We start from the raw sequence: 23090 nt of genomic DNA on the forward strand, positions 1-23090 counted from the left end.
TACGTCATCACCCGGCGCCGTCCCGCCGGTTGTTCCCCCAAGGCGAGAGGCCCTACACCCCATGCCCGAAGTCAACCGGCGCCGATTCCTCCAGGTCGCGGGCGCCACGACGGCGTTCAGCGCACTGTCGGCCAGCATCGAGCGGGCCGCCGCGCTCCCGGCCAACCACCGCTCGGGGACGATCGAGGACGTCGAGCACATCGTCGTCCTGATGCAGGAGAACCGTTCCTTCGATCACTACTTCGGCAAGCTCAGGGGCGTCCGCGGCTTCGGCGACCCGCACCCGGTCACGCTGGACGACGGCAGGTCCGTCTGGCACCAGGCCAAGGACGGCAAGGAGGTGCTGCCGTTCCACCCGGAGGCCGACGACCTCGGCATGCAGTTCCTGGAAGGACTGCCGCACGGCTGGTCCGACGGCCAGGACGCCTACCACAACGGCAAGTACGACCGGTGGCTGCCCGCCAAGGGCACCACGACCATGGCGTACCTGACCCGCGAGGACATCCCCTTCCACTACGCCCTCGCCGACACCTTCACCGTCTGCGACGCCTACCACTGCTCCTTCATCGGCTCCACCGACCCCAACCGCTACTACCTGTGGTCGGGGCACACGGGCAACGACGGCACGGGCGGCGGCCCGGTCCTCGGCAACGACGAACTCGGCTACGACTGGACGACGTACCCCGAGCGCCTGGAGGAGGCCGGGATCTCCTGGAAGATCTACCAGGACATCGGCGACGGCCTGGACGCGGCCGGCTCCTGGGGCTGGATCGACGACGCCTACCGCGGGAACTACGGCGACAACTCCCTGCTGTACTTCAACAAGTACCGCAACGCGAAGCCCGGCGACCCCTGGTACGACAAGGCCCGCACCGGCACCGACGCGAAGAGCGGCGAGGGCTACTTCGACCGGCTCCGCGCCGACGTCAAGGCCGGCCGGCTGCCGAAGGTCTCCTGGATCGCCGCCCCGGAGGCGTTCTCCGAGCACTCCAACTGGCCCTCGAACTACGGCGCCTGGTACATCTCCCAGGTCCTGGACGCGCTCACCTCCAACCCGGCGGTGTGGGCGAAGACCGCGCTCTTCATCACCTACGACGAGAACGACGGCTTCTTCGACCACCTGGTGCCGCCGCTGCCGCCGAAGTCCGCCGCGCAGGGCCTGTCCACCGTCGACGTCTCCCTGGACGTCTTCAAGGGCAGCGCGAAGCACCGCGAGGGCTTCTACGGGCTCGGCCCGCGCGTGCCCATGCTGGTCGTCTCCCCGTGGTCGAAGGGCGGCTTCGTCTGTTCCGAGACCTTCGACCACACCTCCGTCATCCGGTTCATGGAGCGCCGCTTCGGCGTCCGGGAGCCGAACATCTCGCCGTGGCGCCGTGCCATCTGCGGCGACCTGACCTCCGCCTTCGACTTCTCGCGGCACGACAGCCGCCCGGCCGGCCTGCCGGACACCGACGCCTACGAGCCGCCGGACCGCGTACGCCACCCCGACTACCGTCCCACCCCGCCCGCGGACCCGGACATGCCCCGCCAGGAGCGCGGCCTGCGCCCCGCCCGCCCGCTGCGGTACGCCCCGCACGTGGACGGGACCGTGGACGCGGCGGCCGGGAAGTTCACGCTGGCGTTCGCCTCCGGTGCCGGAGCCGGTGCCGCCTTCCTCGTCACCTCCGGCAACCGCACCGACGGCCCCTGGACCTACACCACGGAGGCCGGCAAGAGCATCGCGGACACCTGGAACTCCGCGTACTCCGCCGGCTCCTACGACCTGACGGTGCACGGCCCCAACGGCTTCCTGCGCGTCTTCCGGGGCCGCAACAGGATCTCCGGACCCGAGGTCACCGCCCGGCACACCGGTGACGACGTCCGGCTGACGGTGACCAACACCGGCACCGGCACGGTCCGGCTGCGGGTCGCGAACGCCTACGGCGGCCGGCCCGCGACCGTCACCGTGCGGGCCGGGGCGACCGTGCACCACACCGTCGACCTCACGCGCAGCCGCCGCTGGTACGACGTGACGGTCACCTCCGAGGCCGACCCCGCCTTCCTGCGGCGCTTCGCCGGCCATGTCGAGAACGGACGGCCGGGGGTGAGCGACCCGGCGATCGTCACCGACTGACGGTCGCCGGCGGGCGGCGGCTACAGCCGCGTGAGGTGCCCCGGCCCGGGCTGGCGGGGCACCAGCGCCGGCCCGGCCTGTGGCGGCCCGGCCTGTGTGGGCCCGGCCTGTGTGGGCCCGGCCTGTGGCGGCCCGGCCTGTGCCGGTGCGGCCTGTCTCGGTCCGGCCTGTGCCGGTGTGGCCTGTCTCGGCCCGGCTTGTGCCGGTCCCGCCTGGGCCGGTCCTGCCTGGGCCGGTCCCGCCTGGGCCGGTCCCGGCGGCTCGGCCGAGCCCCGCCCCCGCCGACCGGTCGGCGTCGGCGTCGCCGGCTGCACGGTGGCCGGTGCGCCGGCGGGTTCGGGCCGCCCGGGCGTCGCCCGGCTGAGCTGCACGACACCCCAGGCGGCCAGCGCCGCACCGGTCAGCGCGAGCAGCACACCGCCCGCGCCGCCCCGCAGCCGTTCACCGAGCAGCGACACCCCGATCACCGCGGCGGCCACCGGATTGGCCAGCGTCACCACCGCCAGCGGAGCGCCCAGACCGCCCCGATAAGCCGTCTGCGACAACAGCAGTCCGCCCACCGCGAAGGCGGCCACCAGCACGGCCACCCCGATCACCCGGGCGTCGAGCAGCGGACCCGAACCGTCCGTGGCGGCGACCGTGACGGTCTGGGTGAGCGCCGAGGCGACCCCGGAGGCGATGCCGGACGCCGTCGCGTGCCGGAGCCCCGGCCGGGCGCCGGGCCAGGCGAGCATGCCGATCAGGGCGGCCGTCACGCCGGAGACCGCCACCGCCTCGGGCACGCCCAGCACGTCGTCGGGCGCGGGTCCGGACGCGGTCAGCAGCAGCGCGCCCAGCCCGAGCAGGGTCAGTCCGGTGCCCCGCCACTCGACCGCGCTCACCCGCCGGCCCGCCAGCCGGGCTCCCAGCGGCACCGCCGCCACCAGGGTCAGCGCACCGAGCGGTTGGACCACCGTGAGCGGGCCGTACCGCAGGGCCACGACGTGCAGCAGCGCCGCCGACGCGTTGAGGGCGACCGCCCACCACCAGGCACCGGACGCCAGCAGACGGAGCGCGCCGGTGCCCGCGCTGCGGGCGGCCAGCCGTTCCTGGGCGACGGCCGCGGCGGCGTAGGCGCACGCGGAGACCAGGGACAGCAGGACGGCGACCAGCGCGGCGTTCACCGGCCCGCCCCGACCAGCTCGGGCCGGCGTCGCTGTGCCGCCCGGCGCCGGTACTCCGGTCCGCGGCGCACCGCGGCGTACCGCGGCCGGCTCCCGTGGCGCGGACGGACCACCGCCAGCGCGAGACCGAGCAGGGCCGCGGCCACGACGACATCGAGCCAGTAGTGGTTGGCCGTGCCCACGATCACCAGCAGCGTCACCAGCGGATGCAGCAGCCACAGCCACCGCAGGCGCGACCGGGTCGCGACGATCAGAGCGACCGCCAGCATCAGGGCCCAACCGAAGTGCAGCGAGGGCATCGCCGCGAACTGGTTCGACACCTGGTCGGTGTGCGGCGGACCGTAGACCGAGGGACCGAACACCCGGGCCGTGTCGATCAGGCCGCCGGCGCCCAGCATGCGCGGCGGGGCGAGCGGAAAGAGCAGGTGCAGCGCCAGCGCGGCCCCGGTCACCGCGGCCAGCACCCGCCGGGCCCAGACGTAGTGGGCCGGCCGCCGCAGGTAGAGCCAGACCAGCAGGGCCGCGGTGGCCGGGAAGTGGACGACGGCGTAGTAGGTGTTCGCCGTGTGGATCAGGGCGTCGCCGTGCAGCAGCAGGGACTGCACCGTGCCTTCGTCGGGCAGCCGGAGCGCGCGTTCCCAGTCCCACACGCGGTGGGCGTTGCGGAAGGCCTCCGAGGTGTGGCCGGCCACCAGCTGCCGGCCGAGTTTGTACACGAGGAAGAGCCCGGCCACGAGCAGGAGCTCACGGACGAGCGGCGGTCGCGCGGGCGCGTCCGGCCCGGCTTGTGCAGGCTCGGTACGGGCATTCATCCCCCGGCCCCTTCGCTGACGGTGGTGCGTGCGGTCCACAGGTGTATGACGCACAGGAACGGAGGTGTGTGACAGTGATCATCGATACGAACCCGTTCCGATACGGAAGTGTACCGATACGCCAGTGTACCGATACGCTTGAGTACCGGTACACTGGCGTATCGATGGGCATGGCATCCACTGGAGCACCGGCCCCTGGAGTGCCTCTGTACCGCCGCTGTACCGCCGCTTGAGTGAGGAGCAGAGCCGATGACGCCGCAGGCCGAGGACCGACCGGACACGGTCGGCGCGTCGCGTCGCTCCAAGATCACGCCCGAGCGTGAGCAGGAGTTCTTCGACGCCGTGCTCGAACAGATCCGGACCTGCGGCTACGACGCCGTCACCATGGAGGGCATCGCCGCCAGCACCCGGTGCAGCAAGTCCACGCTCTACCGGCAGTGGAGGACCAAGCCCCAGTTCGTCGCCGCGGCCCTGCGCTCGCAGCGCCGGGCGCGCTTCACCGGCATCGACACCGGGTCGCTCGCCGACGACCTGCGCCAGGCGGCCCGGGCGGCGGGGGAGGGCACCGGCAAGGACACCGGGCTGCTCCAGGCGCTCGGCCACTCGGTCATGCAGGACCCGGAACTCCAGTGCGCGCTGCGCGAGGCGCTCGTCGAGCCGGAGATCGCCGCGCTCCGGGAGATCCTCCGGCGCGGGGTCGACCGGGGAGAGGTCGAGGCCGGCCACCCGGCGCTGGAGTACGTGCCGGCTCAGATGTTCGGCATGCTGCGGATGCGGCCGGTCGTCGAGGGCGAGCAGGCCGACGCCGCGTACCTCGTGCGCTTCGTGGAGGCCGTCGTGCTGCCGGCGCTGGGCCTCCCCTGAGACTCAGGCCGCCGTCCACGGGATGACTGGACGGCGGCCTGCCCGCGCCGCACCGTGGGGACGGGGGCGGCGCGCACCGCGGCCGGGTGGGACGCCTTCTGAGCGGAAGGGCGCCCCACCCGGCCGACTGCTGTGCCGGGCCGGTCAGACGTCCTGACCGTCGCCGCCACCTCCGGAGGAGTCCACCTCGATCCCCCCGGTGATCTCGTCGATGACCGACTGCCCCTCCTCGGTGTCGACACCGAAGCGGACCACGACGATGCGCTCGGGGTCGGCGGGCGAGGGGAAGGCCAGCGACTCGACGTAGCCGTCGGCGCCCTTGCTGGTGACCGCCTTCCAGCGGACCAGCCAGCCCTTCTGCCCGGCGACCGTGACCGCCTTGGAGGCCAGTTCGTCGTGCGAGGTGATCCCGCCGTAGGACTCGCCGCCGTAGGACTCCTCGGCGTTCGCCTCGATGTCGGCCTTCGCGACCTCCTCGGCGGTGCCGCCCTTGGTGCCCAGCACCACGGCGGGGGCCGAGTAGGCGCCGCCCTTGGTGCAGGTCTTGGAGGTGTCGCCGGGGCACTTGTAGCTGTCGTCCGAGGTCACCGTCGCACCGACCTGCAGCTGTTGCCCGGACCAGCCGTCCGGGATGGGCAGGCTGATGCCGCTGACCGGGTCCGTGACGGAGCCGCTGTCGATCGTGGGCGGTTCCGACTCGCCCGGGGAGTCCGGCGCGGGCGATTCGCCGCCCCCGCCGCCCCCGCCCGAGCCGCCGAACGGGTTCTCCTGCCCGCCGGGTCCGCGCCGGTCCGCTTGCGAGGACGCGCTGCCGCCGCCCGAACCGTCGTCGGCCAGCACGTACACGCCCACGCCTATGCCGGCCAGCACGACCACGGCCGTCGCGACGGCTATGCCGACACGCAGCCGACGCCGCCGCGCGGAGGGCGGCTGCACGGGAAACCCCGGATAACCGGGATGCACGGGATACGGCCCGGGCACACCGTCGTGAGCCGGTTGCTGAGCCGGTTGCTGAGCCAGTTGCTGACCGGGCTGTTCGGCCGGCCGCTGCGCGGGCGGCGGCCCCCACGCGGCGGCCTGTCCCGCGGGGCGGACCTGGTCCGTCCACACCTTGCCGTCCCACCAGCGCTCGGTGGTGGGGCCGTCGTTCTTCTGCCCGGGGTCCGGGTACCACCCGGGGGGAGTCGCCTGCGTCATGGCCCCACCGTATGAGGCGTCGGTGAAAGCCGGATGAGAGGCCCGGCCCCGGCACGGCCCCGGCACGGCGCAGACCCCCGCGCCTGCGGGCGGGTTGACGGACGCCGACCCGCTCGTCCGCTGATGACGGGCCCGTGGCGTCGTCCGCGCTTTACCGCATGTCACCCGTCACGGCAACTGCTGTCCGGACCGCCCACCACGCGCGCGATCCGACGGATAGGCTCAGGGGCAGTACGTCATTCGGGCGACTCGGGGAGGTAGCGGGATGACGGAGGTACGGCGGAGGGCCGCCGCCTCGGCCTCCCTCTGGGAGCGCGACGAGGAAGTCGCCACCATCGCACGGGCGGTGGACACCCTGCGGGCGGACCGCTCCTCCTCCGGCACCCTGCTGGTGGCCCGGGGCGAGGCCGGACTGGGCAAGACCGCGCTGCTCACCGAGACCCGCCGCATCGCCGAGGCCCAAGGCTGCACCGTCTGGTCGGCGCGCGGCGGCGAGACCCTCAGGTCCGTCCCCTTCAACGTGGTGCGTCAACTGCTCCAGCCCGCACTGGTGTCGATGCTCCCGGAGGAGGCGCGGGAGTACCTCGGCGACTGGTACGACATCGCGGGCCCCGCCCTGGGCATAGCGGACCCCGGCGAGCGGCAGGCCGACCCGCAGGGTGTGTGCGACGGTCTGGTCGCCGTCGTGCGCCGCCTCGCCCGCCGGGAGTGGCCCCTGGTCCTGCTGATCGACGACGCCCACTGGGCCGACCAGGAGACCCTGCGCTGGCTCGCCGCGCTCGCCGAACGGCTCGACGAGACCTCGATCCTGATCGTCGTCGCCCGCCGCCCCGGTGAGGTCGTCGGGGACAGCGCCCGCCACCTGGACGCGGTCGCCGCCGCGGGCCGGCCACTGGCCCCGCTGAACGCCCTCACCCCCGCGGCGGCGGCCGGTCTCACCCGCGCCACGCTGGGCACCCACGCCGACGCCGCGTTCTGCCGCGAGGTGTGGGCCGTCACCGGCGGCAATCCGTACGAGACCGTCGAACTCCTCGCCAAGGTCCAGGACAGCGAGATGGAACCGGTGGAGGCCCAGGCCGACGAGCTGCGCGCCCTGAACCGCGCCGCGCGGGGCGGCGGCCTCGTCGCCCGCCTGGAGCAACTCGGCGTCGACTCCACCCGCTTCGCCTGGGCCGCCGCCATCCTCGGCGGCGGCATCACCGTCGGCATGGTGGCCCGGCTCGCCACCCTGGACCGCGACGACGCCGCCCGCTGCGCCGAACTGCTGTGCAACGCACGCATCCTGACCGAGCCCGACCCCGGGGCCCCGCAACCGGACGCGGGCGACCTGGAGTTCGTCCACCCGCTGATCGCCACCGCCGTGTACAACTCCATCCCCGACGCGCTGCGCACGGCGATGCACGGCATAGCGGCCCAGCTGGTCACCGACTCCGGGCTCGGCGCCGCGGCGGCCTCCCGCCATCTGCTCCAGGTGCACCCCGACGACGACCCGGAGGTGGTGGAGCAGCTGCGCGAGGCGGCCCGCGAGCACCTCGCCGTCGGCGCCCCCGACGCGGCCCGCCGCTGCCTCGAACGCGCCCTGGACGAACCGCCGTTGCCCGACATGCACGCACGGGTCCTCTACGAACTGGGCTGCGCCACCCTGCTCACCGCGCCCGCCACCACCATCGGCCACCTGCGCACCGCCCTCGCCCTGCCGGGCCTGGACGGCGAGCAGCGCGTCAACGCCCTCTTCCGGCTCTCCGAGGCACTCCTCCACAACGACCAACTGGAGGAGGCCGTGCGCACCGTGCAGGCGGAGGCGGCCCGCAACCCGGACCCGTCCGTGCGGCTGCGGCTCCAGGCCGTCCAGTACATGTGGGAGGGCATCCACCCCGGCGAGACCTCCTCGCCCGGACGGTCCGAGCGCCTCGCCGAACTCGCCGCCACCTGCACCGGCCGCGACAACGCGGAGCGCGCCCTGCTCATCCTGCGCGGCTTCGACGCCATGACCCGCGGTGAGAACGCCGAGGAGGTCGCCGAGCTGTGCGACCGGGCCCTCGTCAACGGCCGCCTCGCCGCCGGACTCGGCTGGACCGACACCGAGTGGGGTCTGGAACTGCCGATGATGCTGGCCAACTGCTACGCGTACACCGACCGGCTCGACCGCGCCGAGGCACTGTTCACCGAAGCCCTCAGCTCCTACGAGACCGCGGGCTGGAGCGGCGGCCACCTCGCTCTCGCGCATGCCTACGTCGGCCTCGGCCACCGCAGGCGGGGCCGTCTCCGGGAGGCCGAGAAGTCCCTGCGGGAATCGCTGCGCATCGCCGAACGGGTCGGCCGCGGACTCCCGCTGTACTGGTCCGCGACCTGCAACCTGATCGACACCCTGCTCGCCCGCGGCCACGTCGAGGAGGCCCGTTCCGTCGCCGAGCGGTACGGCTTCGACCCGCCGTACCCGTCCACGATCGTGCTGCCCGACCCGCGGCCCGTGCGGGCGCGGCTGCTGCTCGCGACCGGCCGCACGAAAGAGGGCGTCAACGAGCTGGAGACCGCCGAGAAGGCGGCGGCCGCCCGCGGCAGGCACAACCCCGTCGTGCACCCCTGGGCGACCGAACTGGCCCGGGCCCTCGCCACGGAGGACCCCGGCCGCGCCGCCCGGCTCGTCACCGACGCCCGCCGCCAGGCCGAGCGGTTCGGCACCGACACCGCGATAGGAGAGGCCCTGCGCTGCGCCGCCGCGCTGGAGACCGGCCAGCGCGCGGTACGCCTCGCCGCACAGGCCGTCGCCTACCTGGAGGCCTCGCCCTGCCAGTACGAGCACGCCGCCGCCCGCGTCGAGTACGGCATCGCCGCCCGCTCGGAGGCGGAGCTGCGCCGCGGCCTCGCCCTGGCCGAGTCGTGCGGCGCCGACGGACTGGCGGCCCGGGCCGGCGAGGCCCTGGCGGCGGGACACGTGGGCTAGCACCGGCCCCGCCCGCCGGAGGTCAGCCGGCGACGCCGTCCTCCTCGGCCAGCACCCGCTGGGCCGCCGCGAACGCCGAGTTCGCCGCCGGAACCCCGCAGTACACCGCCGTCTGGAGAAGGACCGCGCCGATCTCGTCCGGCGTCAGCCCGTTGCGCCGCGCCGCCCGTACGTGCATGGCCAGCTCCTCGTAGTGGCCGTGCGCGACCAGCGCCGTCAGCGTGATCATGCTGCGCTCGCGCCGCGAGAGGGTCTCGTCGGTCCAGATCTCACCCCAGGCGTAGCGCGAGATGAAGTCCTGGAAGCGGGCGGTGAAGGCGGTCTGCCGCCCCTGCGCCCGGTCCACGTGCGCGTCGCCCAGCACCTCGCGCCGTACCGCCATGCCGCGCCGGGCGTCGCCGTCGAAGTGGGCCCGCAACGCGGTCAGTACCGCCTCGGGGCGCTCGGCGGGCGCCAGGTGCGAGGCCCCCGGCAGCTCGGTCAGCGTGGCGCCCGGTACGGCGTCGGCGATCTCCCGCAGGTGGGCGGGAGGTGTGGCCGGGTCCTCCCGGCCCGCGATCAGCAGCGTCGGCGCCCTGATCGCGCCGAGCCGGTCCCGCAGGTCGAAGGCGGCCAGGGCGTCGCAGCAGGCGGCGTACGCCCCGGGGTCGGCTTCCCGGTGGTCGCGGACCAGCCGCGGCACGGTGAACCCCGGGGTGAACCAGCGGTCGGCGGCGCCGTCCGCGAGCCGCGCCAGTCCCTCGGCCCGCACCGCCCCGGCCCGTTCCTCCCACGCCTGGGCGCCATTGAAGTGCGCCGAGGAGCAGACGACGGCCAGCGAGGACACCCGGTCCGGATGGTGCACGGCCAGGTGCAGCCCCACCGCACCGCCCAGCGACACCCCCGCGTAGGCGAAGCGCTCCACGCCGAGCGAGTCGGCGAGCGCGAGCACCAGCCCGGCGAGGTCCCCGACCGTGGCGCCCGGCCCGATCAGGTCCGCGGCCGAACCTCCGTGACCCGGCAGGTCCCAGCGGATCACCCGGTGCCCGACGGACAGCTCGGGCGCCACCTCGTCCCACAGCGCGTACGAGGTGCCCAGTGAGGGTCCCAGCAGCAGCGGGGGAGCGGTGGCGGGGCCTTCGGACAGGTGGTTGAGCAGGGTCAAGGTCGCTCCAGAGCACGGTCGGTCAGGGCTCCGGCGGAGCCGGTGTAACGGGCGGGGTCGGTCAGGGAGACGAGATCGAGGCCGGACAACTCCGGTACCTCCGCCAGCAGTTCGGCAAGATCGCGCCCCTCGGTGTACGTCCGTCGGGCCAGTTCCGTGAGCAGCTCCCTGGCGCGGGCCCGGCCGAGCACCGGAGCCAGTTCGGCGGAGAGCCGCTCGGTCACGATCAGGCCGTGCGTGAGACCGAGGTGCGCGCGCATCGCCTCCGGGCGCACCCGGAGCCCCTCGGCCAGCTCGGCGGCATCGCGGGCCGCGCCCGCGGTCAGCCGCAGCAGGTCCCGCAGCGGCTCCCACTCGGCATGCCAGGCGCCGGCCGGCCGCTCGTCCTCGGCCGCCAGCGAGCCGTACAGCGTGGCCGCGAGCTGCGGCGCGCGCCGGGCGGCCGCCGCGATCAGCGTGGCCCGTACGGGATTCGCCTTGTGCGGCATCGCGGACGAGCCGCCGCCGCTGCCCTCGACGACCTCGCCCAGCTCGGTGCGGGACAGGGTCAGCACGTCCGCCGCGATCTTCCCGAGCGCCCCGGCGGTGAAGGCCAGGCAGCCGGCCAGGTCGGCGACGGGGGTGCGCAGGGTGTGCCAGGGCAACAACGGCTCTTCGAGGCCGAGTTCACGGGCGTACGCCGCGGGCAGCGCGGTCGGGTCCGGAGCGCCGTACGCCCCGAAGGCGGCCAGGGTGCCGGCCGCGCCGCCGAGCTGGGCGGGCAGTGCGTCGCGCACGGACGTGACGCGGTCCCGCGCGTCGAGCACCAGCGCCCGCCAGCCCGCCGCCTTCAGCCCGAAGGTCGTCGGCACGGCGTGCTGGGTCAGCGTCCGGCCCGGCATCGCCGTGTCCCGGTGCTCGGCGGCCAGCCGGGCCAGCGCCCGTCCGGTGCGGGCGAGGTCGGGCAGCAGCAGGTCCAGGGTGCGGGCGGCGACCAGCATCGCCGCCGAGTCCAGGATGTCCTGGCTGGTCGCGCCCCGGTGCACGTACGGCCCGTACTCCTCGCCGACCGCGCTCGTCAGGTCGGCCACCAGCGGGATCACCGGGTTCCCGCCGCCGCGGGCGCGCTCGGCCAGCGAGCGCGCGTCGAAACCGGCCGGGTCGGCCGCCGCGGTCACCGCGCTCGCCGCCTCGGCGGGGGCGAGCCCGAGGCCCGCCTGGGCCCGGGTCAGGGCCGCCTCCGCGTCGAGCAGGGCCCGCAGCCAGGCGCGGTCGCCGGTCGCCTCGGCGGCCGGCGAGCCCGCCCACCCGGGGGCGAGCAGGCCCGCGTCGTGCGCTTCGGGAGCAGATGTCACTGGAACTCCAGGAAGACCGTCTCGCCTTCGCCCTGAAGGCGGATGTCGAAACGGTACGTCCCGTGGCCCTCGTCGGCGGCGATCAGCGTTCCGCGGCGCTCCGGGTCCACCCGGGACAGCAGCGGGTCCGCGGCGAGCAGCGCCTCCTCGCCCGGCAGGTAGATCCGGGTGAACAGGTGCACGAGCAGGCCGCGCGCGAACACGCACACGCTGATGTAGGGCGCGTTGCGCCCGCGCGCCCCGGGCCGCAGGGTCCGCGCGTACCAGTGGCCGTTCGCGTCGGTCTGGACGCGGCCGAAGCCGGTGAACTCCACGCCGTTGCGGCCGAGGAAGCCCCCGGAGGCCGGGTCGCGCCGCATCGAGCCGTCGGCCGTCGGCAGCGCGCCGTCCGGGCCGGGCCCCCACAGCTCCACGAGGGCGTCCGGCAGCGGGGCGCCCGCACCGTCGTACACGTACCCGTGCACGGTGATCGTGTCCGGGTGCCCGAGGGGCGCGACGTCCTCGCCGCCCGGGAAGGGCAGCGCGTACCCGTAGAACGGGCCGACGGTGTGCGACGGGGTGGGCAGCACGTGCTCCGGGCGGCCGGGGTCGGTCTTCGTCATGGCGGGTCAGCGTCCTTCTTCGATCCAGGTGGCGTTCGGGCCGTCGAGCACGATGTCCCAGTGGTAGCCGAGCGAGAACTCGGGTACGGACAGGCTGTGGTCGTAGGCCGCGATCAGCCGCTGCCGCGCCGCCTCGTCCGTGACGGACTGCAGGATCGGGTCGTACGGGAACAGCGGGTCGTTCGGGAAGTACATCTGCGTCACGAGCCGCTGGGTGAAGGCCGAGCCGAACACCGAGAAGTGGATGTGCGCCGGGCGCCAGGCGTTGACGTGGTTGCGCCACGGGTACGGGCCCGGCTGGACGGTGGTGAAGCGGTAGCGGCCGTCGTCGTCGGAGAGGGTGCGGCCGACGCCGGTGAAGTTCGGGTCCAGCGGCGCGTCGTGCTGCTCGCGCTGGTGGGCGTAGCGCCCGGCCGAGTTCGCCTGCCAGATCTCCACCAGCTGGCCGCGCACGGGCTTGCCGTCGCGGTCGAGGAGGCGGCCGGAGACGGTGATGCGCTCGCCGATCGGCTCCCCGTGGTGCTGCCGGGTCAGGTCGTTGTCGATGCCGGTGAGGTCCCGCTCCCCGAAGGCGGGGGAGGACAGCTCCACCAGCTCGGGGTCCTTGGTGACGTCGATGGCGACCGGCGGCTGTTTCGGGTGGCGCAGCACCGAGGAGCGGTAGGGGGCGTAGTCGCGGCGCGGGTGGTGCTCGACGGGCGCGCCGTCGGCGACGCGCCGGTCGTAGGCGGCGCGTTCGGCCGCGATCTCCGCGTCGATGTCGTGCTGGGTGAGAGTCATGGGGGTTCCCGTGGTGGCTAGCGGTCGAGGACGAGGGCGAGGCCCTGGCCGACGCCGATGCAGAGGGTGGCGACGCCGGTGCCGCCGCCCCTGCGGGCGAGCTGGTGGGCGACGGTGCCGGCGAGGCGGGCACCCGAGGCGCCGAGGGGGTGGCCGAGCGCGATGGCTCCGCCCTGCGGGTTGAGGATCGCCGGGTCGAACTCGGGCCACTCGGCGACACAGCCCAGCACCTGGGCGGCGAACGCCTCGTTGAGTTCGAGGACGTCCAGGTCGGCGAAGGTCCGGCCGGCCCTGGTGAGGGCGCGCTCGACGGCCTCGACGGGGGCGAGCCCGAAGTACTGCGGGTCGGTCGCCGAGACGCCGGTGGCACGGATGCGGGCGAGCGGCTCGCGGCCGGTGGCCCGCAGCCCGTCGTCGTCCACGAGCAGGAGCGCCGCGGCGCCGTCGTTGAGCGGCGAGGCGTTGCCGGCGGTGACGGTGCCGTCGGCGGTGCGGAAGGACGGCCGCAGCGTGGCCATCGCCTCCAGGGAGGCGTCGGGGCGTACGCACTCGTCGGCGGCGAACTCCACCGTCCCGCCCTTGCGCCGCGGCACCGGGACGGGTGCCAGCTCGGCGTCGAACAGCCCGGCGGCCTGCGCGCGGGCGGCCTTGCGATGGGAGGCGAGGGCGTACTCGTCCTGCCGTTCCCGCGAGATCCCGTGCTTGTCGGCGATCAGTTCGGCGCTCTCGCCGAGGGGGACGGTCCACCGCGGGTCCATCCGCGGGTTGACCATGCGCCAGCCCAGCGTGGTCGAGTACAGCTCGGCGTGCCCGGCGGGGAAGGGCCGCTCCGACTTGGGCAGCACGTACGGCGCCCGGGTCATCGACTCCACCCCGCCCGCCAGGACGATCGACGCGTCCCCCACGGCGACGGCGCGCGCGGCCTGGATCACCGCTTCGAGCCCGGAGGCGCACAGGCGGTTCACGGTGACACCGGGGACCGTGGTGGGCAGTCCGGCCAGCAGGGCGGCCATGCGGGCGACGTTGCGGTTCTCCTCGCCGGCGCCGTTGGCGTTGCCGACGTACACGTCCTCGATCCGGGACGGGTCCAGCGCGGGCGTCCGGGCGAGGAGCTCGCGGACGGCGTGCGCGGCCAGGTCGTCGGGGCGTACGCCCGCGAGGGAGCCGTTGTACCTGCCGAACGGGGTGCGCACCGCGTCGACGATGTAGACGTCCTTCACTTCACGCCCTCCGGGACGACGATTTCGGCACCGGTCCGGGCGAGGACCTCGTCGGTGCTCACGCCCGGCGCGGTCTCCACCAGCACCAGGCCCTCGCCGGTGACGTCGAGGACGCCGAGGTCGGTGATGACCCGGTCCACGCACGCCCTGCCCGTGAGCGGCAGCGCGCACTGTTCGAGGATCTTGGGCGAGCCGTCCTTGGCGGTGTGCGTCATCACGACGATGACGGTGCGGGCGCCGTGGACGAGGTCCATCGCCCCGCCGATCCCGGTGATCATCTTTCCGGGGACCGCCCAGTTCGCCAGGTCACCGCAGGCCGAGACCTGCATCGCGCCCAGCACGGCCACGTCGATGTGCCCGCCCCTGATCATGCCGAAGGAGAGCGCCGAGTCGAAGAAGGAGGCGCCCGGCAGGACCGTCACGGTCTCCTTGCCGGCGTTGATCAGGTCGGGGTCCACCTCGGCCTCGGTGGGGTAGCGGCCGGTGCCCAGGATGCCGTTCTCGGACTCCAGGGTGACCTCCACGCCCTCGGGGAGGTGGTTGGGGATCAGCGTCGGCAGGCCGATGCCGAGGTTCACGTACTGCCCGTCCCGCAGCTCCCGGGCCGCCCGCGCGGCCATCTCCTCACGCGTCCAGGCCATCAGGAACTCACCGTCCGCCGCTCGATCCTCTTGTCCGCCGCCTGCTCCGCCGTCAGCGCGACGACCCGCTGCACGAAGATCCCCGGCAGGTGCACCGCGTCCGGGTCGATCGCGCCGGGCTCGACCAGTTCCTCCACCTCGGCGATCGTCACCCGGCCGGCCATCGCCGCCAGCGGGTTGAAGTTCCGCGACGACTTGTTGAACACCAGGTTCCCGTGCCGGTCGCCCTTCGCCGCCCGCACCAGCGCGAAGTCGGTGCGGATGCCGTGCTCCAGTACGTACGGCGAGCCGTCGAACTCGCGGACCTCCTTGGGCGGCGAGGCCAGCGCGACCCCGCCGGAGCCGTCGTAGCGCCACGGCAGCCCGCCCTCGGCGACCTGGGTGCCGACCCCGGCCGGGGTGTAGAAGGCGGGGATACCGGCCCCGCCGGCCCGCAGCCGCTCGGCCAGCGTGCCCTGCGGGATCATCTCCACCTCCAGCTCCCCGCCCAGGTACTGCCGCGCGAACTCCTTGTTCGCGCCGATGTAGGACCCGGTCACCCGCGCGATCCGCCCCGCGGCCAGCAGCACCGCCAGCCCGGACTCCATCGCCCCGCAGTTGTTGGAGACGACCGAGAGCCCGCCGGTCCCGCGCTCGTACAGCGCCTGGATCAGCACGTTCGGCACACCGCTCAGCCCGAAGCCGCCCACCGCGAGCGACGCGCCGTCCGGCACGTCGGCTACGGCCCCGGCGGCCGAGGCCACCACCTTGTCCATCCGAGAAGCCCCATCTCTTCCAAGCGCCCCGGACCGCGAACCGATCCCCAATTAATCAGGGCACTGAGTATTTCAGCGAGGTGCCCCACACGCTGCCACCGGACCAGCCGGGCGTCAAGAGCCGGAAAAAGACGAGGTGGATCGTCCGTCGGGGCAACGGACAGCGGTCGCCCGCCCGAGGTATCGTCAGTGCACCAACAGAAATGACCACTGGAGTGCACATGGCCGCGGTCGACCTGACCACCCACCCCGGGCACCTCGCCCGGCGGCTGCAGCAGGCGCACTACCTGCTGTGGAACACGATGGTCTCGGAGGAGGTCACCTCGCCGCAGTTCGCGGTCCTCAACGCCCTGGTCGCCGAGCCGGGCCTGGACCAGCGCACGGCGGGGGAGCGGGTGGGCCTGGACCGCTCCACCATCGCCGAGGTGATCAGCCGGCTCGGCCGCCGCGGGCTGCTGGACAAGGTCCGCGACCCGCAGGACGGCCGCCGCTTCCTGCTGCGTCCGACCGAGGAGGGCCTGCGCGCCCACCGCAAGCTGGCCGTGCGCACGGCCAGGATGAACCAGGTCTTCCTCGCCCCGCTCGCCGCCGAGGAGCAGGCCGTCTTCTTCGACCTCATCCGCCGGGTGGCGGACGCCGCCGAAGGCCTCCGCGACCCGGCCGGGCCCGTGGTGGCCCCGAGCTGATCAGGACTCCTTCGCCGCGTCGACGAACACCACCCACACCTGCCCCTCGGCGAACTCCAGCGGCGCGCCGTCCGCGCCGGTGAAGGACGTGCCGTCCGCGGCCGCGCCGCGCTTCCAGGTCGCGTCGTACGCGCGCCCGTCGCGCAGCACCTCGGCCGCACCGGAGCCCACCGACTCGACGTAGGGCGAGTTGTTGCCCCGGAAGTCGCCGAAGGCGGACTCGCGCACCTCCACGTGCTGCACGACGACCGTCGCCGGTGCCAGGCGCCCCCCGTCGGCCGTCCGGGCCGGAGCCCCGTCCATGGCCACCAGCCAGCGGTCACGGCTCTCGGACCAGGTGAATTCGAAGGAGGCCGAGGGGTAGCGCACCGTGCGCGAGGACTCGGCGCGGCCACCGCCGGGAGCCTCGCCGTAGCGGAACCCGGTGGTCAGGGCGTCGGCGCCGGGAGGCTCGGGCAGCAGCCGGCCGGGGCGCAGATACAGGTTGTGCGGGGCGGCCCGGTCCTCGTCGCGCACATAGGCGTCGGTCTCCTCGCCGGGCGGCTCCGCGCGCAGCGGTGCCTCGTCGATGAGCGGCAGCAGCTTGCCCTGCGCGCCGGAGAAGGCGAGTGTCGGCCGGTCGAACTGGCGCAGCAGCTCCAGGTCCGACTCGCGGGCGCTGCGCACCGGACCGACCGACTCCGGCAGTTCCGTCGCGTAGACCGCCATCAGACGGCTCAGTCCTGCCTCCACCGGCTCCACGTAGACCACGTCCGCGGCCGCCAGACCCGACTGGGGGCGGGACGCGGGGACGTTGTCGACCTTCACGGCGAGCACCGGGCCCGGGCTCCTCGCGGTCTGCGACCGTTCCACCTCCGGCGCCCTCCGGTCGTCGCCCGCCCCGGGCCCGGCCGTGCAGGCCGCCCCCAGGGAGACCGCCAGCGCCGCGGTGAGCAGCGCGCCGCCCCGCCGCCTGTGCTTCCTTCGTCGCATTCCGACCACCACCCGACCGTCCCCTGTCCTTGATTGTGTGCTTCTAGAAGCATTTAGCGCCATACCCGACCGAATCTGATACGGCGCGCGCTGCGGGGCACATGATCCGCTGTTCGGACGAAACCGGCGGCAGTGACGAGAAGGGCGGGCGGTTCGGTGGAGGGCGGCCGGGTACCCGGCCGCCACGCAGGACCGGCCCGCACGGGCGACGGAGGGAGCGCGAGGCGATGAAGGCAGTGACGTGGCAGGGCAAGCGGGACGTGCGGGTGGAGGAAGTGCCCGACCCGAGGATCCAGGAGCCGACGGACGCGGTCATCCGCGTCACCTCGACCGGGTTGTGCGGCTCCGACCTGCACCTGTACGAGGTGCTCACGCCGTTCATGACACCGGGGGACATCCTCGGCCACGAACCCATGGGCATCGTGGAGGAGGTCGGCGCCGAGGTGACCGGTCTCCGGCCCGGTGACCGGGTCGTGGTGCCGTTCCAGATCGCGTGCGGGCACTGCTACATGTGCGGCACCGGCCTGCCGACCCAGTGCGAGACCACCCAGGTCACCGGCGAGGGGATGGGCGCCCAGCTGTTCGGCTACACCCGGCTGTACGGCGCCGTGCCCGGCGGCCAGGCCGAGTACCTGCGGGTGCCGCAGGCCCAGTACGGCCCGATCAAGGTGCCCGAGGGCCCGGCCGACGACCGTTTCGTGTACCTGTCCGACGTCCTGCCCACCGCCTGGCAGGCGGTCGCGTACGCGGGCGTCCCGCAGGGCGGCAGCGTCGCCGTGCTCGGCCTCGGCCCGATCGGCGACATGGCCTGCCGGATCGCCCGCGCCAAGGGGGCCGAGCGGGTGTTCGGCGTGGACCTCGTACCGGAGCGGCTGCGGCGCGCCCGCGAGCGGGGCGTGGAGACGTACGACCTGCGGTCCTTCGACAGCCAGAAGGAGCTCGTCGCCGCGATCCGCGACGAGACCGGTGGCCGCGGGCCGGACGCCGTGATCGACGCGGTCGGTACCGAGGCGCACGGCGGCGCCGCCGCCAAGCTGGTCCAGCAGGCCGCCGCGGTGATGCCCCGGGCCATCGGCGGCAAGCTGGCGGAGCGCTTCAGCGTCGACCGGCTCGCCGCCCTCTACACCGCCATCGAACTGGTGCGGCGCGGCGGGACGATCTCGCTGTCCGGCGTCTACGGCGGCATGGCCGACCCGATGCCGATGCTCACCATGTTCGACAAGCAGATCCAGATGCGGATGGGGCAGGCCAACGTGCGTCGCTGGAGCGACGAGATCATCCCCTACCTGACGGACGAGGACCCGCTCGGCGTCGACGACTTCGCCACCCACCGGGTGCCGCTGACGGACGCGCCGCACGCGTACGAGATGTTCCAGAAGAAGCAGGACGGCGCGGTCAAGGTACTGATGCAGCCGTGAGACCCGGACCGGGAGCCGCTCACGGGCCGCCGAGGATCTCCGCGAGGTCGTAGCGGACCGGCTCCTCCAGCTGGGCGTAGGTGCAGCTGCGCGGCGTCCGGTCCGGGCGCCAGCGCCGGAAGCGGGCCGTGTGGCGGAAGCGCGCCCCGTTCTCCATGTGGTCGTACGCCACCTCGACGACCCGCTCCGGCCGCAGCGGCACCCACGAGAGGTCCTTCTTGCCCGACCAGCGGCTGGGAGCGCCGGGCAGCCGGGCCGACTCGTGCGCCGACTCCTCGGCCCAGGCGGCCCACGGGTGGCCCCGCACGTCGTCCATGCGCAGCGGCTCCAGCTCCTCCACCAGCTCGGCGCGCCGCTTCATGGTGAAGGCCGCGCTCACCCCCACGTGCTGGAGTGCGCCCCGGTCGTCGTAGAGGCCGAGCAGCAGCGAGCCGACCACGGGCCCGCTCTTGTGAAGGCGGTAGCCGGCGACGACCACGTCCGCCGTGCGCTCGTGCTTGATCTTGTACATGGCCCGCTCGTCCTGGCGGTAGCGCAGGTCGCGCGGCTTGGCGACGACCCCGTCGAGCCCCGCGCCCTCGTACTGCTCGAACCACTGCCGGGCCACCTCGATGTCGTCCGTCGCCGGCGCCACGTGCACGGGCGGCGTGACCCCGGACAGCGCCCGGACCAGCAGCGCCCGCCGGTCGGTGAGTCCCACGTCGAGCAGGGACGTGTCGTCCAGCGCCAGCAGGTCGAAGACCACCAGCGAGGCCGGCGTCCGCTCGGCGAGCGTCCGCACCCGGGAGTCGGCCGGGTGGATCCGCTCGGTGAGCGCGTCGAAGTCCAGGTGCCCCTCCCGCGCGATCACGATCTCCCCGTCCACCACGCACCGCTCCGGCAGGCGCTCCCGCACCGCCTCCACCAGCTCCGGGAAGTACCTGGTCAGCGGCTTGCCCGTGCGGCTGCCGAACTCGACCTCGGCACCGTCGCGGAACACGATCGACCGGAAGCCGTCCCACTTCGCCTCGTAGTGCATGTCCGGCGGGATCTTCGCCACGGACTTGGCGAGCATCGGCTTCACGGGCGGCATGACGGGCAGATCCATGGTCCGACTGTAGGAGCGGCCACAGGTCCCCGCCCGTCAGGACCGCGCGGTGCCGGGCGCCGGGGAGGCCTCGCGGCGCCGGGCCCGCACGGCCCGCCGCCTGATGTGCGAGGTCCCCGCGGTGCGCCTACCGTGGCTCGCATGGCGGAAGCGGTGGAACTGGAGGCGGGCGGACGGACCGTGCGGCTGTCCAGCCCGGGCAAGGTCTTCTTCCCGGAGCACGGCTACACCAAGCTCGACGTGGCCCGGTACTACCAGGCCGTCGCCCCCGGGATCCTGCGCGCCCTGCGCGACCGGCCCACCACCCTCCAGCGCTACCCGGACGGCATCACCGGCGAGTGGTTCTACCAGAAGCGCGCCCCCAAGGGGATGCCCGACTGGATCCCGACCGCGCACATCACCTTTCCCAGCGGACGCAGCGCCGACGAGATGTGCCCCACCGAGGAGGCCGCGGCGCTCTGGGCCGCCCAGTACGGCACCCTCACCTTCCACCCCTGGCCGGTGCGCCGCGACGACGTCGACCACCCCGACGAACTGCGCATCGACCTCGACCCGCAGCCCGGCACCGACTACGACGACGCCGCCCGCGCCGCCCACGAACTGCGGGCGGTGCTGGAGGAGTTCGGCGGTCTCCAGGGCTGGCCCAAGACCTCCGGCGGGCGCGGCCTGCACGTGTTCGTGCCGATCGAGCCGCGCTGGACCTTCACCCAGGTGCGGCGCGCCGCGATCGCCGTCGGGCGCGAGATGGAACGGCGGATGCCGGACCGGGTGACCATCAAGTGGTGGAAGGAGGAGCGCGGCGAGCGGATCTTCATCGACTACAACCAGACCGCCCGGGACCGCACCATCGCCTCCGCCTACTCCGTGCGCCCCCGCCCGAACGCCCCGGTCTCCGCACCGCTGACCTGGGACGAGGTGGGCGTCGCGCATCCGCAGGACTTCGACATCACGACCATGCCCGCGCGCTTCGCCGAACTCGGCGACGTGCACGCGGGCATGGACGATCAGGCGTTCTCCCTCGACGCCCTGCTGGAGCTGGCGACGAAGGACGAGCACGACCACGGGCTCGGTGATCTGCCGTACCCGCCCGAGTATCCGAAGATGCCGGGGGAACCCAGCCGGGTACAGCCGAGCCGGGCGAGAAAGCCGCGGCCGCAGGGGACGTGAGCTACAGCTCCTTGATCCTCACGTCCCGGTAGGAGACCACGTCGGTCGTGCCGTGGACCTGGAGTCCGATGTAGCCGGAGGAGAACCGCCGCCCGTCCGTGCCCGGGTCGTCCGAGCGCGGCGGGGTGAAGTCCTGGCCGCCGGTGTTGTCGAACTCGTTGATCAGCACGCCGTTGCGGAAGACGGAGTAGTGCTGGTCGACCACGCGGATCTCGTAGTCGTTCCAGGTGCCCTTCTCCGTCACCCCCGCCCCGGCGAGCCCGACCCGGTCGAAGCCGTAGACCGAGCCGGTCTTGTACATGTCGCCGGTCGGGCTGTCGAACTCCTGGATCTCGTGCCCGTACTTGATGGCGACCCACTCCGGCCGGGACTCCTCCGGGTGGTCGTGGACCTGCGGGAAGCGCACGAACACACCGGAGTTGGCGTTCCCGGTGCCCGGGGCGTCGTCACGCCACTGGAGCTTCAGCGAGAAGTCGCCGTACTTGCGCTCCGGGAACCACAGCATGCCCATGCCCGGCGTGGTGGTGCCGGACGTGATCGACCCGTCCCCGTTGGGCGCGAACGAACCACCCCCGACCTGCTCCCACTTGGCCAGCGACCCCTCGGTGCCGTCCATGATCGTGCGGTAGCCCTCGGTCTGGCCGGGCGTGCCGATCTTCGACTGCCGGGCGGCCTGGTTGATCGCCCGGTACTCCCGGCGGTCGACGACACCCTCGTCCAGGAGCGCGTCCGTGACCTCCCGCACGTGCTTGAGGAACAGCGCCTGGGACGACCACTCCTTCTCGTCCTCGATCATCTCGTTGATCCGGCACCGGTTGTTCGTGACCCGGTTCGGCACGCCCGTGTCGACCGTGCCGACGATCACCGTCTGCCGCTCGTCGTACTCCGGGCAGGGCGGCGCCGGTACTCCGCCGGAGACGACCGTGAAGCTCACGGTCACCGGCGCGGAGGTGTTGCCGGCCTTGTCACTGGCCCGGTAGGCGACGGTGTGCCGGCCCACGCGGTCGACGATGACGGGGGCACCGTAGGCGAGGTAGGGCCCGGCGTCGAGCGAGTACTCCACACCGGCCACGCCGGAACCGCCCTCGTCCGTGGCGTTGACGGTCACCTTCGCGCTGCCGACGTAGGCGCCGTCGGAGTTCCTGGTGCCGTCCACGGTCGCGCCGGTCACCGGCGGGACGGTGTCCTGCGGGGGCGCGGCGACGACGGTGAACGCGACGCTCTTCTCGGCCGCGGCGTTGCCCGCCTTGTCGGTGGCGCGGTAGCGCACGGTGTGCTCACCGACCGCGTGCACCATGACGGGCGCGGTGTACGCCTGCCAGGCGCCGTCCCCGACGGCGTACTCGATGCTGTTGACGCCCGAGCCCGTGTCGGAGGCGGTGACGGTCACCGTCGCCATGTCGATGTACGCGCCGTCGGGGTTCCTCTCACCGCTGACCGTCGCCGAGGTCTCCGGCGCGGTCGTGTCGTCGGTGTCCGGGGCGGCCACGGTGAACGCGACGCTCTTCTCCTCGGCGGCGTTGCCCGCCTTGTCGAAGGCCCGGTAGCGCACCGTGTGCTCGCCGACCTGGTCGACGACGACCGGCGTGGTGTACGGCTGCCAGGCGCCGTCCGCGCCGAGGGCGTACTCGATCCGTTCGACGCCGGAGCCGCCCTCGTCGGTGGCGCCGACGGTCACGGTCGCGGAACCGACGTAGGCGCCGTCGGCGTTCTGCGTGCCGCCCACCTCGGCCGAGGTCGCGGGCGCGGTGGTGTCCTCGCCACCGCCGCCCTCGGTCACCACGAGGACGCCCTTCATCTCCCCGTGGCCGGGGATCGTGCAGTGGTACATGTACCGGCCGGGCGTGAGGGTGACCTCGGCGGTGTGTTTGCCGCCCTGGTCGTCGCCCGGGTTGGCCAGGATGTTCAGCTGGACGTCCTGGTTGTACTCCGGGTCGCTGGTCATGAACGTCAGCGTGTGCGGCATGCCGGTGGTGTTGCCGGTCGCCTCGCTGTTCTCGAAGACGATCGTGGCCGGACCGGCCACCGCCGTCTCGGGCGCCGACGTGTACTTCGTGATGTCGTCGCCGGCGGTCCAGGTGAGCACCTGGTCCGCGGCGGCGGCCCCGGCCTGCGCCCGGGGCTGCCCGGACGCGGACGTCACCTGCAGACCGAGCATCATCAGCAGACCGGCCAACAGGGCCGCCCACAT

Annotated in this window: 19 protein-coding genes; 6 read left to right on the forward strand and 13 right to left on the reverse strand. The window is 73.6% G+C overall.

What is annotated here, in order from left to right; all coding sequences use genetic code 11:
* Positions 1 to 61 precede the first annotated feature (61 nt).
* Positions 62 to 2113 (forward strand): phosphocholine-specific phospholipase C, encoded by a 2052-nt coding sequence (locus ACGF5T_RS26965; RefSeq protein ID WP_356610871.1) that lies wholly within the window; start codon positions 62 to 64, stop codon positions 2111 to 2113.
* Between the two features lie 20 nt (positions 2114 to 2133).
* On the opposite strand, the gene ACGF5T_RS26970 is transcribed toward ACGF5T_RS26965, so the two are convergent.
* Both ACGF5T_RS26970 and ACGF5T_RS26975 read right to left on the reverse strand, forming a co-directional pair.
* Positions 2134 to 3276: a hypothetical protein gene (locus ACGF5T_RS26970; RefSeq protein WP_366767460.1), complete on the reverse strand. Its 1143-nt coding sequence runs from the start codon at positions 3274 to 3276 to the stop codon at positions 2134 to 2136.
* Positions 3273 to 4088: a phosphatase PAP2 family protein gene (locus ACGF5T_RS26975; RefSeq protein WP_356610867.1), complete on the reverse strand. Its 816-nt coding sequence runs from the start codon at positions 4086 to 4088 to the stop codon at positions 3273 to 3275. The genes ACGF5T_RS26970 and ACGF5T_RS26975 overlap by 4 nt, the downstream gene beginning before the upstream one ends.
* 249 nt (positions 4089 to 4337) lie before the next feature.
* Between ACGF5T_RS26975 and ACGF5T_RS26980 the strand changes: the two genes are divergently transcribed.
* A complete protein-coding gene (locus tag ACGF5T_RS26980) occupies positions 4338 to 4952 on the forward strand; it encodes a TetR/AcrR family transcriptional regulator (RefSeq protein ID WP_356610866.1) in 615 nt (204 codons plus the stop codon).
* Positions 4953 to 5096: 144 nt separating this feature from the next.
* On the opposite strand, the gene ACGF5T_RS26985 is transcribed toward ACGF5T_RS26980, so the two are convergent.
* Positions 5097 to 6149 (reverse strand): DUF2510 domain-containing protein, encoded by a 1053-nt coding sequence (locus tag ACGF5T_RS26985; RefSeq protein ID WP_366767461.1) that lies wholly within the window; start codon positions 6147 to 6149, stop codon positions 5097 to 5099.
* 265 nt (positions 6150 to 6414) lie between these two features.
* Between ACGF5T_RS26985 and ACGF5T_RS26990 the strand changes: the two genes are divergently transcribed.
* Positions 6415 to 9093, forward strand: a complete 2679-nt coding sequence (locus ACGF5T_RS26990) for an AAA family ATPase (protein ID WP_356610862.1) — start codon at positions 6415 to 6417, stop codon at positions 9091 to 9093.
* A gap of 22 nt (positions 9094 to 9115) precedes the next feature.
* Here ACGF5T_RS26990 and pcaD read toward each other — a convergent pair whose 3' ends face one another.
* The 7 genes from pcaD to ACGF5T_RS27025 are packed head-to-tail and all read right to left on the reverse strand — an operon-like array spanning position 9116 to position 15569.
* Positions 9116 to 10237 carry a 3-oxoadipate enol-lactonase gene (gene pcaD / locus ACGF5T_RS26995; protein ID WP_361018254.1) on the reverse strand — a complete coding sequence of 374 codons (1122 nt, stop codon included), beginning with the start codon at positions 10235 to 10237 and terminating at the stop codon, positions 9116 to 9118.
* Entirely contained in the window at positions 10234 to 11571 is a 1338-nt protein-coding gene (gene pcaB, locus ACGF5T_RS27000) for a 3-carboxy-cis,cis-muconate cycloisomerase (protein ID WP_361018256.1), read from the reverse strand. Before pcaB ends, pcaD begins: the two co-directional genes overlap by 4 nt.
* Positions 11568 to 12173, reverse strand: a complete 606-nt coding sequence (gene pcaG / locus ACGF5T_RS27005) for a protocatechuate 3,4-dioxygenase subunit alpha (protein WP_356610856.1) — start codon at positions 12171 to 12173, stop codon at positions 11568 to 11570. Before pcaG ends, pcaB begins: the two co-directional genes overlap by 4 nt.
* A 6-nt stretch (positions 12174 to 12179) precedes the next feature.
* On the reverse strand, positions 12180 to 12953 hold the full coding sequence (gene pcaH, locus ACGF5T_RS27010; protein ID WP_356610855.1) for a protocatechuate 3,4-dioxygenase subunit beta: 774 nt from the start codon (positions 12951 to 12953) through the stop codon (positions 12180 to 12182).
* Positions 12954 to 12970: 17 nt separating this feature from the next.
* Positions 12971 to 14173 (reverse strand): thiolase family protein, encoded by a 1203-nt coding sequence (locus tag ACGF5T_RS27015; protein WP_361018259.1) that lies wholly within the window; start codon positions 14171 to 14173, stop codon positions 12971 to 12973.
* On the reverse strand, positions 14170 to 14814 hold the full coding sequence (locus tag ACGF5T_RS27020) for a CoA transferase subunit B (protein WP_361018261.1): 645 nt from the start codon (positions 14812 to 14814) through the stop codon (positions 14170 to 14172). The genes ACGF5T_RS27015 and ACGF5T_RS27020 overlap by 4 nt, the downstream gene beginning before the upstream one ends.
* The gene (locus ACGF5T_RS27025) at positions 14814 to 15569 is read right to left on the reverse strand and encodes a CoA transferase subunit A (protein WP_366767462.1); all 756 of its coding nucleotides are present in this window, start codon (positions 15567 to 15569) and stop codon (positions 14814 to 14816) included. The genes ACGF5T_RS27020 and ACGF5T_RS27025 overlap by 1 nt, the downstream gene beginning before the upstream one ends.
* A 221-nt stretch (positions 15570 to 15790) precedes the next feature.
* Here ACGF5T_RS27025 and ACGF5T_RS27030 point away from each other — a divergent pair, with 221 nt between their 5' ends.
* Positions 15791 to 16255 (forward strand): MarR family transcriptional regulator, encoded by a 465-nt coding sequence (locus ACGF5T_RS27030; protein WP_356610847.1) that lies wholly within the window; start codon positions 15791 to 15793, stop codon positions 16253 to 16255.
* Here ACGF5T_RS27030 and ACGF5T_RS27035 read toward each other — a convergent pair whose 3' ends face one another.
* Positions 16256 to 17227, reverse strand: coding sequence for a DUF3048 domain-containing protein (locus tag ACGF5T_RS27035; protein WP_366767463.1), 972 nt, complete (start codon positions 17225 to 17227; stop codon positions 16256 to 16258).
* A gap of 227 nt (positions 17228 to 17454) precedes the next feature.
* Between ACGF5T_RS27035 and ACGF5T_RS27040 the strand changes: the two genes are divergently transcribed.
* The gene (locus tag ACGF5T_RS27040) at positions 17455 to 18645 is read left to right on the forward strand and encodes a zinc-dependent alcohol dehydrogenase (RefSeq protein WP_366767464.1); all 1191 of its coding nucleotides are present in this window, start codon (positions 17455 to 17457) and stop codon (positions 18643 to 18645) included.
* Positions 18646 to 18664: 19 nt separating this feature from the next.
* Here the strand turns inward: ACGF5T_RS27040 and ACGF5T_RS27045 are convergent, their stop codons facing one another.
* Positions 18665 to 19732 carry an ATP-dependent DNA ligase gene (locus ACGF5T_RS27045; protein ID WP_366767465.1) on the reverse strand — a complete coding sequence of 356 codons (1068 nt, stop codon included), beginning with the start codon at positions 19730 to 19732 and terminating at the stop codon, positions 18665 to 18667.
* A gap of 141 nt (positions 19733 to 19873) precedes the next feature.
* Between ACGF5T_RS27045 and ligD the strand changes: the two genes are divergently transcribed.
* On the forward strand, positions 19874 to 20899 hold the full coding sequence (gene ligD, locus ACGF5T_RS27050) for a non-homologous end-joining DNA ligase (RefSeq protein WP_366767466.1): 1026 nt from the start codon (positions 19874 to 19876) through the stop codon (positions 20897 to 20899).
* A gap of 1 nt (position 20900) precedes the next feature.
* Here ligD and ACGF5T_RS27055 read toward each other — a convergent pair whose 3' ends face one another.
* Positions 20901 to 23090 carry an OmpL47-type beta-barrel domain-containing protein gene (locus ACGF5T_RS27055; protein ID WP_366767467.1) on the reverse strand — a complete coding sequence of 730 codons (2190 nt, stop codon included), beginning with the start codon at positions 23088 to 23090 and terminating at the stop codon, positions 20901 to 20903.

It is taken from the genome of Streptomyces sp. NPDC047853 (assembly GCF_043204535.1).
In the GTDB taxonomy this organism is placed as follows: Bacteria; Actinomycetota; Actinomycetes; order Streptomycetales; family Streptomycetaceae; genus Streptomyces.

Coding starts and splice junctions, on each gene's coding strand:
- ligD (WP_366767466.1), top strand. CDS start 19,874: ATGGCGGAAGCGGTGGAACTGGAGGCGGGCGGACGGACCGTGCGGCTG.
- ACGF5T_RS26985 (WP_366767461.1), bottom strand. CDS start 6,149: ATGACGCAGGCGACTCCCCCCGGGTGGTACCCGGACCCCGGGCAGAAG.
- pcaG (WP_356610856.1), bottom strand. CDS start 12,173: ATGACGAAGACCGACCCCGGCCGCCCGGAGCACGTGCTGCCCACCCCG.
- ACGF5T_RS27055 (WP_366767467.1), bottom strand. CDS start 23,090: ATGTGGGCGGCCCTGTTGGCCGGTCTGCTGATGATGCTCGGTCTGCAG.
- ACGF5T_RS27045 (WP_366767465.1), bottom strand. CDS start 19,732: ATGGATCTGCCCGTCATGCCGCCCGTGAAGCCGATGCTCGCCAAGTCC.
- ACGF5T_RS27035 (WP_366767463.1), bottom strand. CDS start 17,227: ATGCGACGAAGGAAGCACAGGCGGCGGGGCGGCGCGCTGCTCACCGCG.
- ACGF5T_RS27030 (WP_356610847.1), top strand. CDS start 15,791: ATGGCCGCGGTCGACCTGACCACCCACCCCGGGCACCTCGCCCGGCGG.
- ACGF5T_RS26990 (WP_356610862.1), top strand. CDS start 6,415: ATGACGGAGGTACGGCGGAGGGCCGCCGCCTCGGCCTCCCTCTGGGAG.
- ACGF5T_RS26975 (WP_356610867.1), bottom strand. CDS start 4,088: ATGAATGCCCGTACCGAGCCTGCACAAGCCGGGCCGGACGCGCCCGCG.
- ACGF5T_RS26965 (WP_356610871.1), top strand. CDS start 62: ATGCCCGAAGTCAACCGGCGCCGATTCCTCCAGGTCGCGGGCGCCACG.
- ACGF5T_RS26980 (WP_356610866.1), top strand. CDS start 4,338: ATGACGCCGCAGGCCGAGGACCGACCGGACACGGTCGGCGCGTCGCGT.
- ACGF5T_RS27040 (WP_366767464.1), top strand. CDS start 17,455: ATGAAGGCAGTGACGTGGCAGGGCAAGCGGGACGTGCGGGTGGAGGAA.
- pcaH (WP_356610855.1), bottom strand. CDS start 12,953: ATGACTCTCACCCAGCACGACATCGACGCGGAGATCGCGGCCGAACGC.
- ACGF5T_RS27020 (WP_361018261.1), bottom strand. CDS start 14,814: ATGGCCTGGACGCGTGAGGAGATGGCCGCGCGGGCGGCCCGGGAGCTG.
- ACGF5T_RS27025 (WP_366767462.1), bottom strand. CDS start 15,569: ATGGACAAGGTGGTGGCCTCGGCCGCCGGGGCCGTAGCCGACGTGCCG.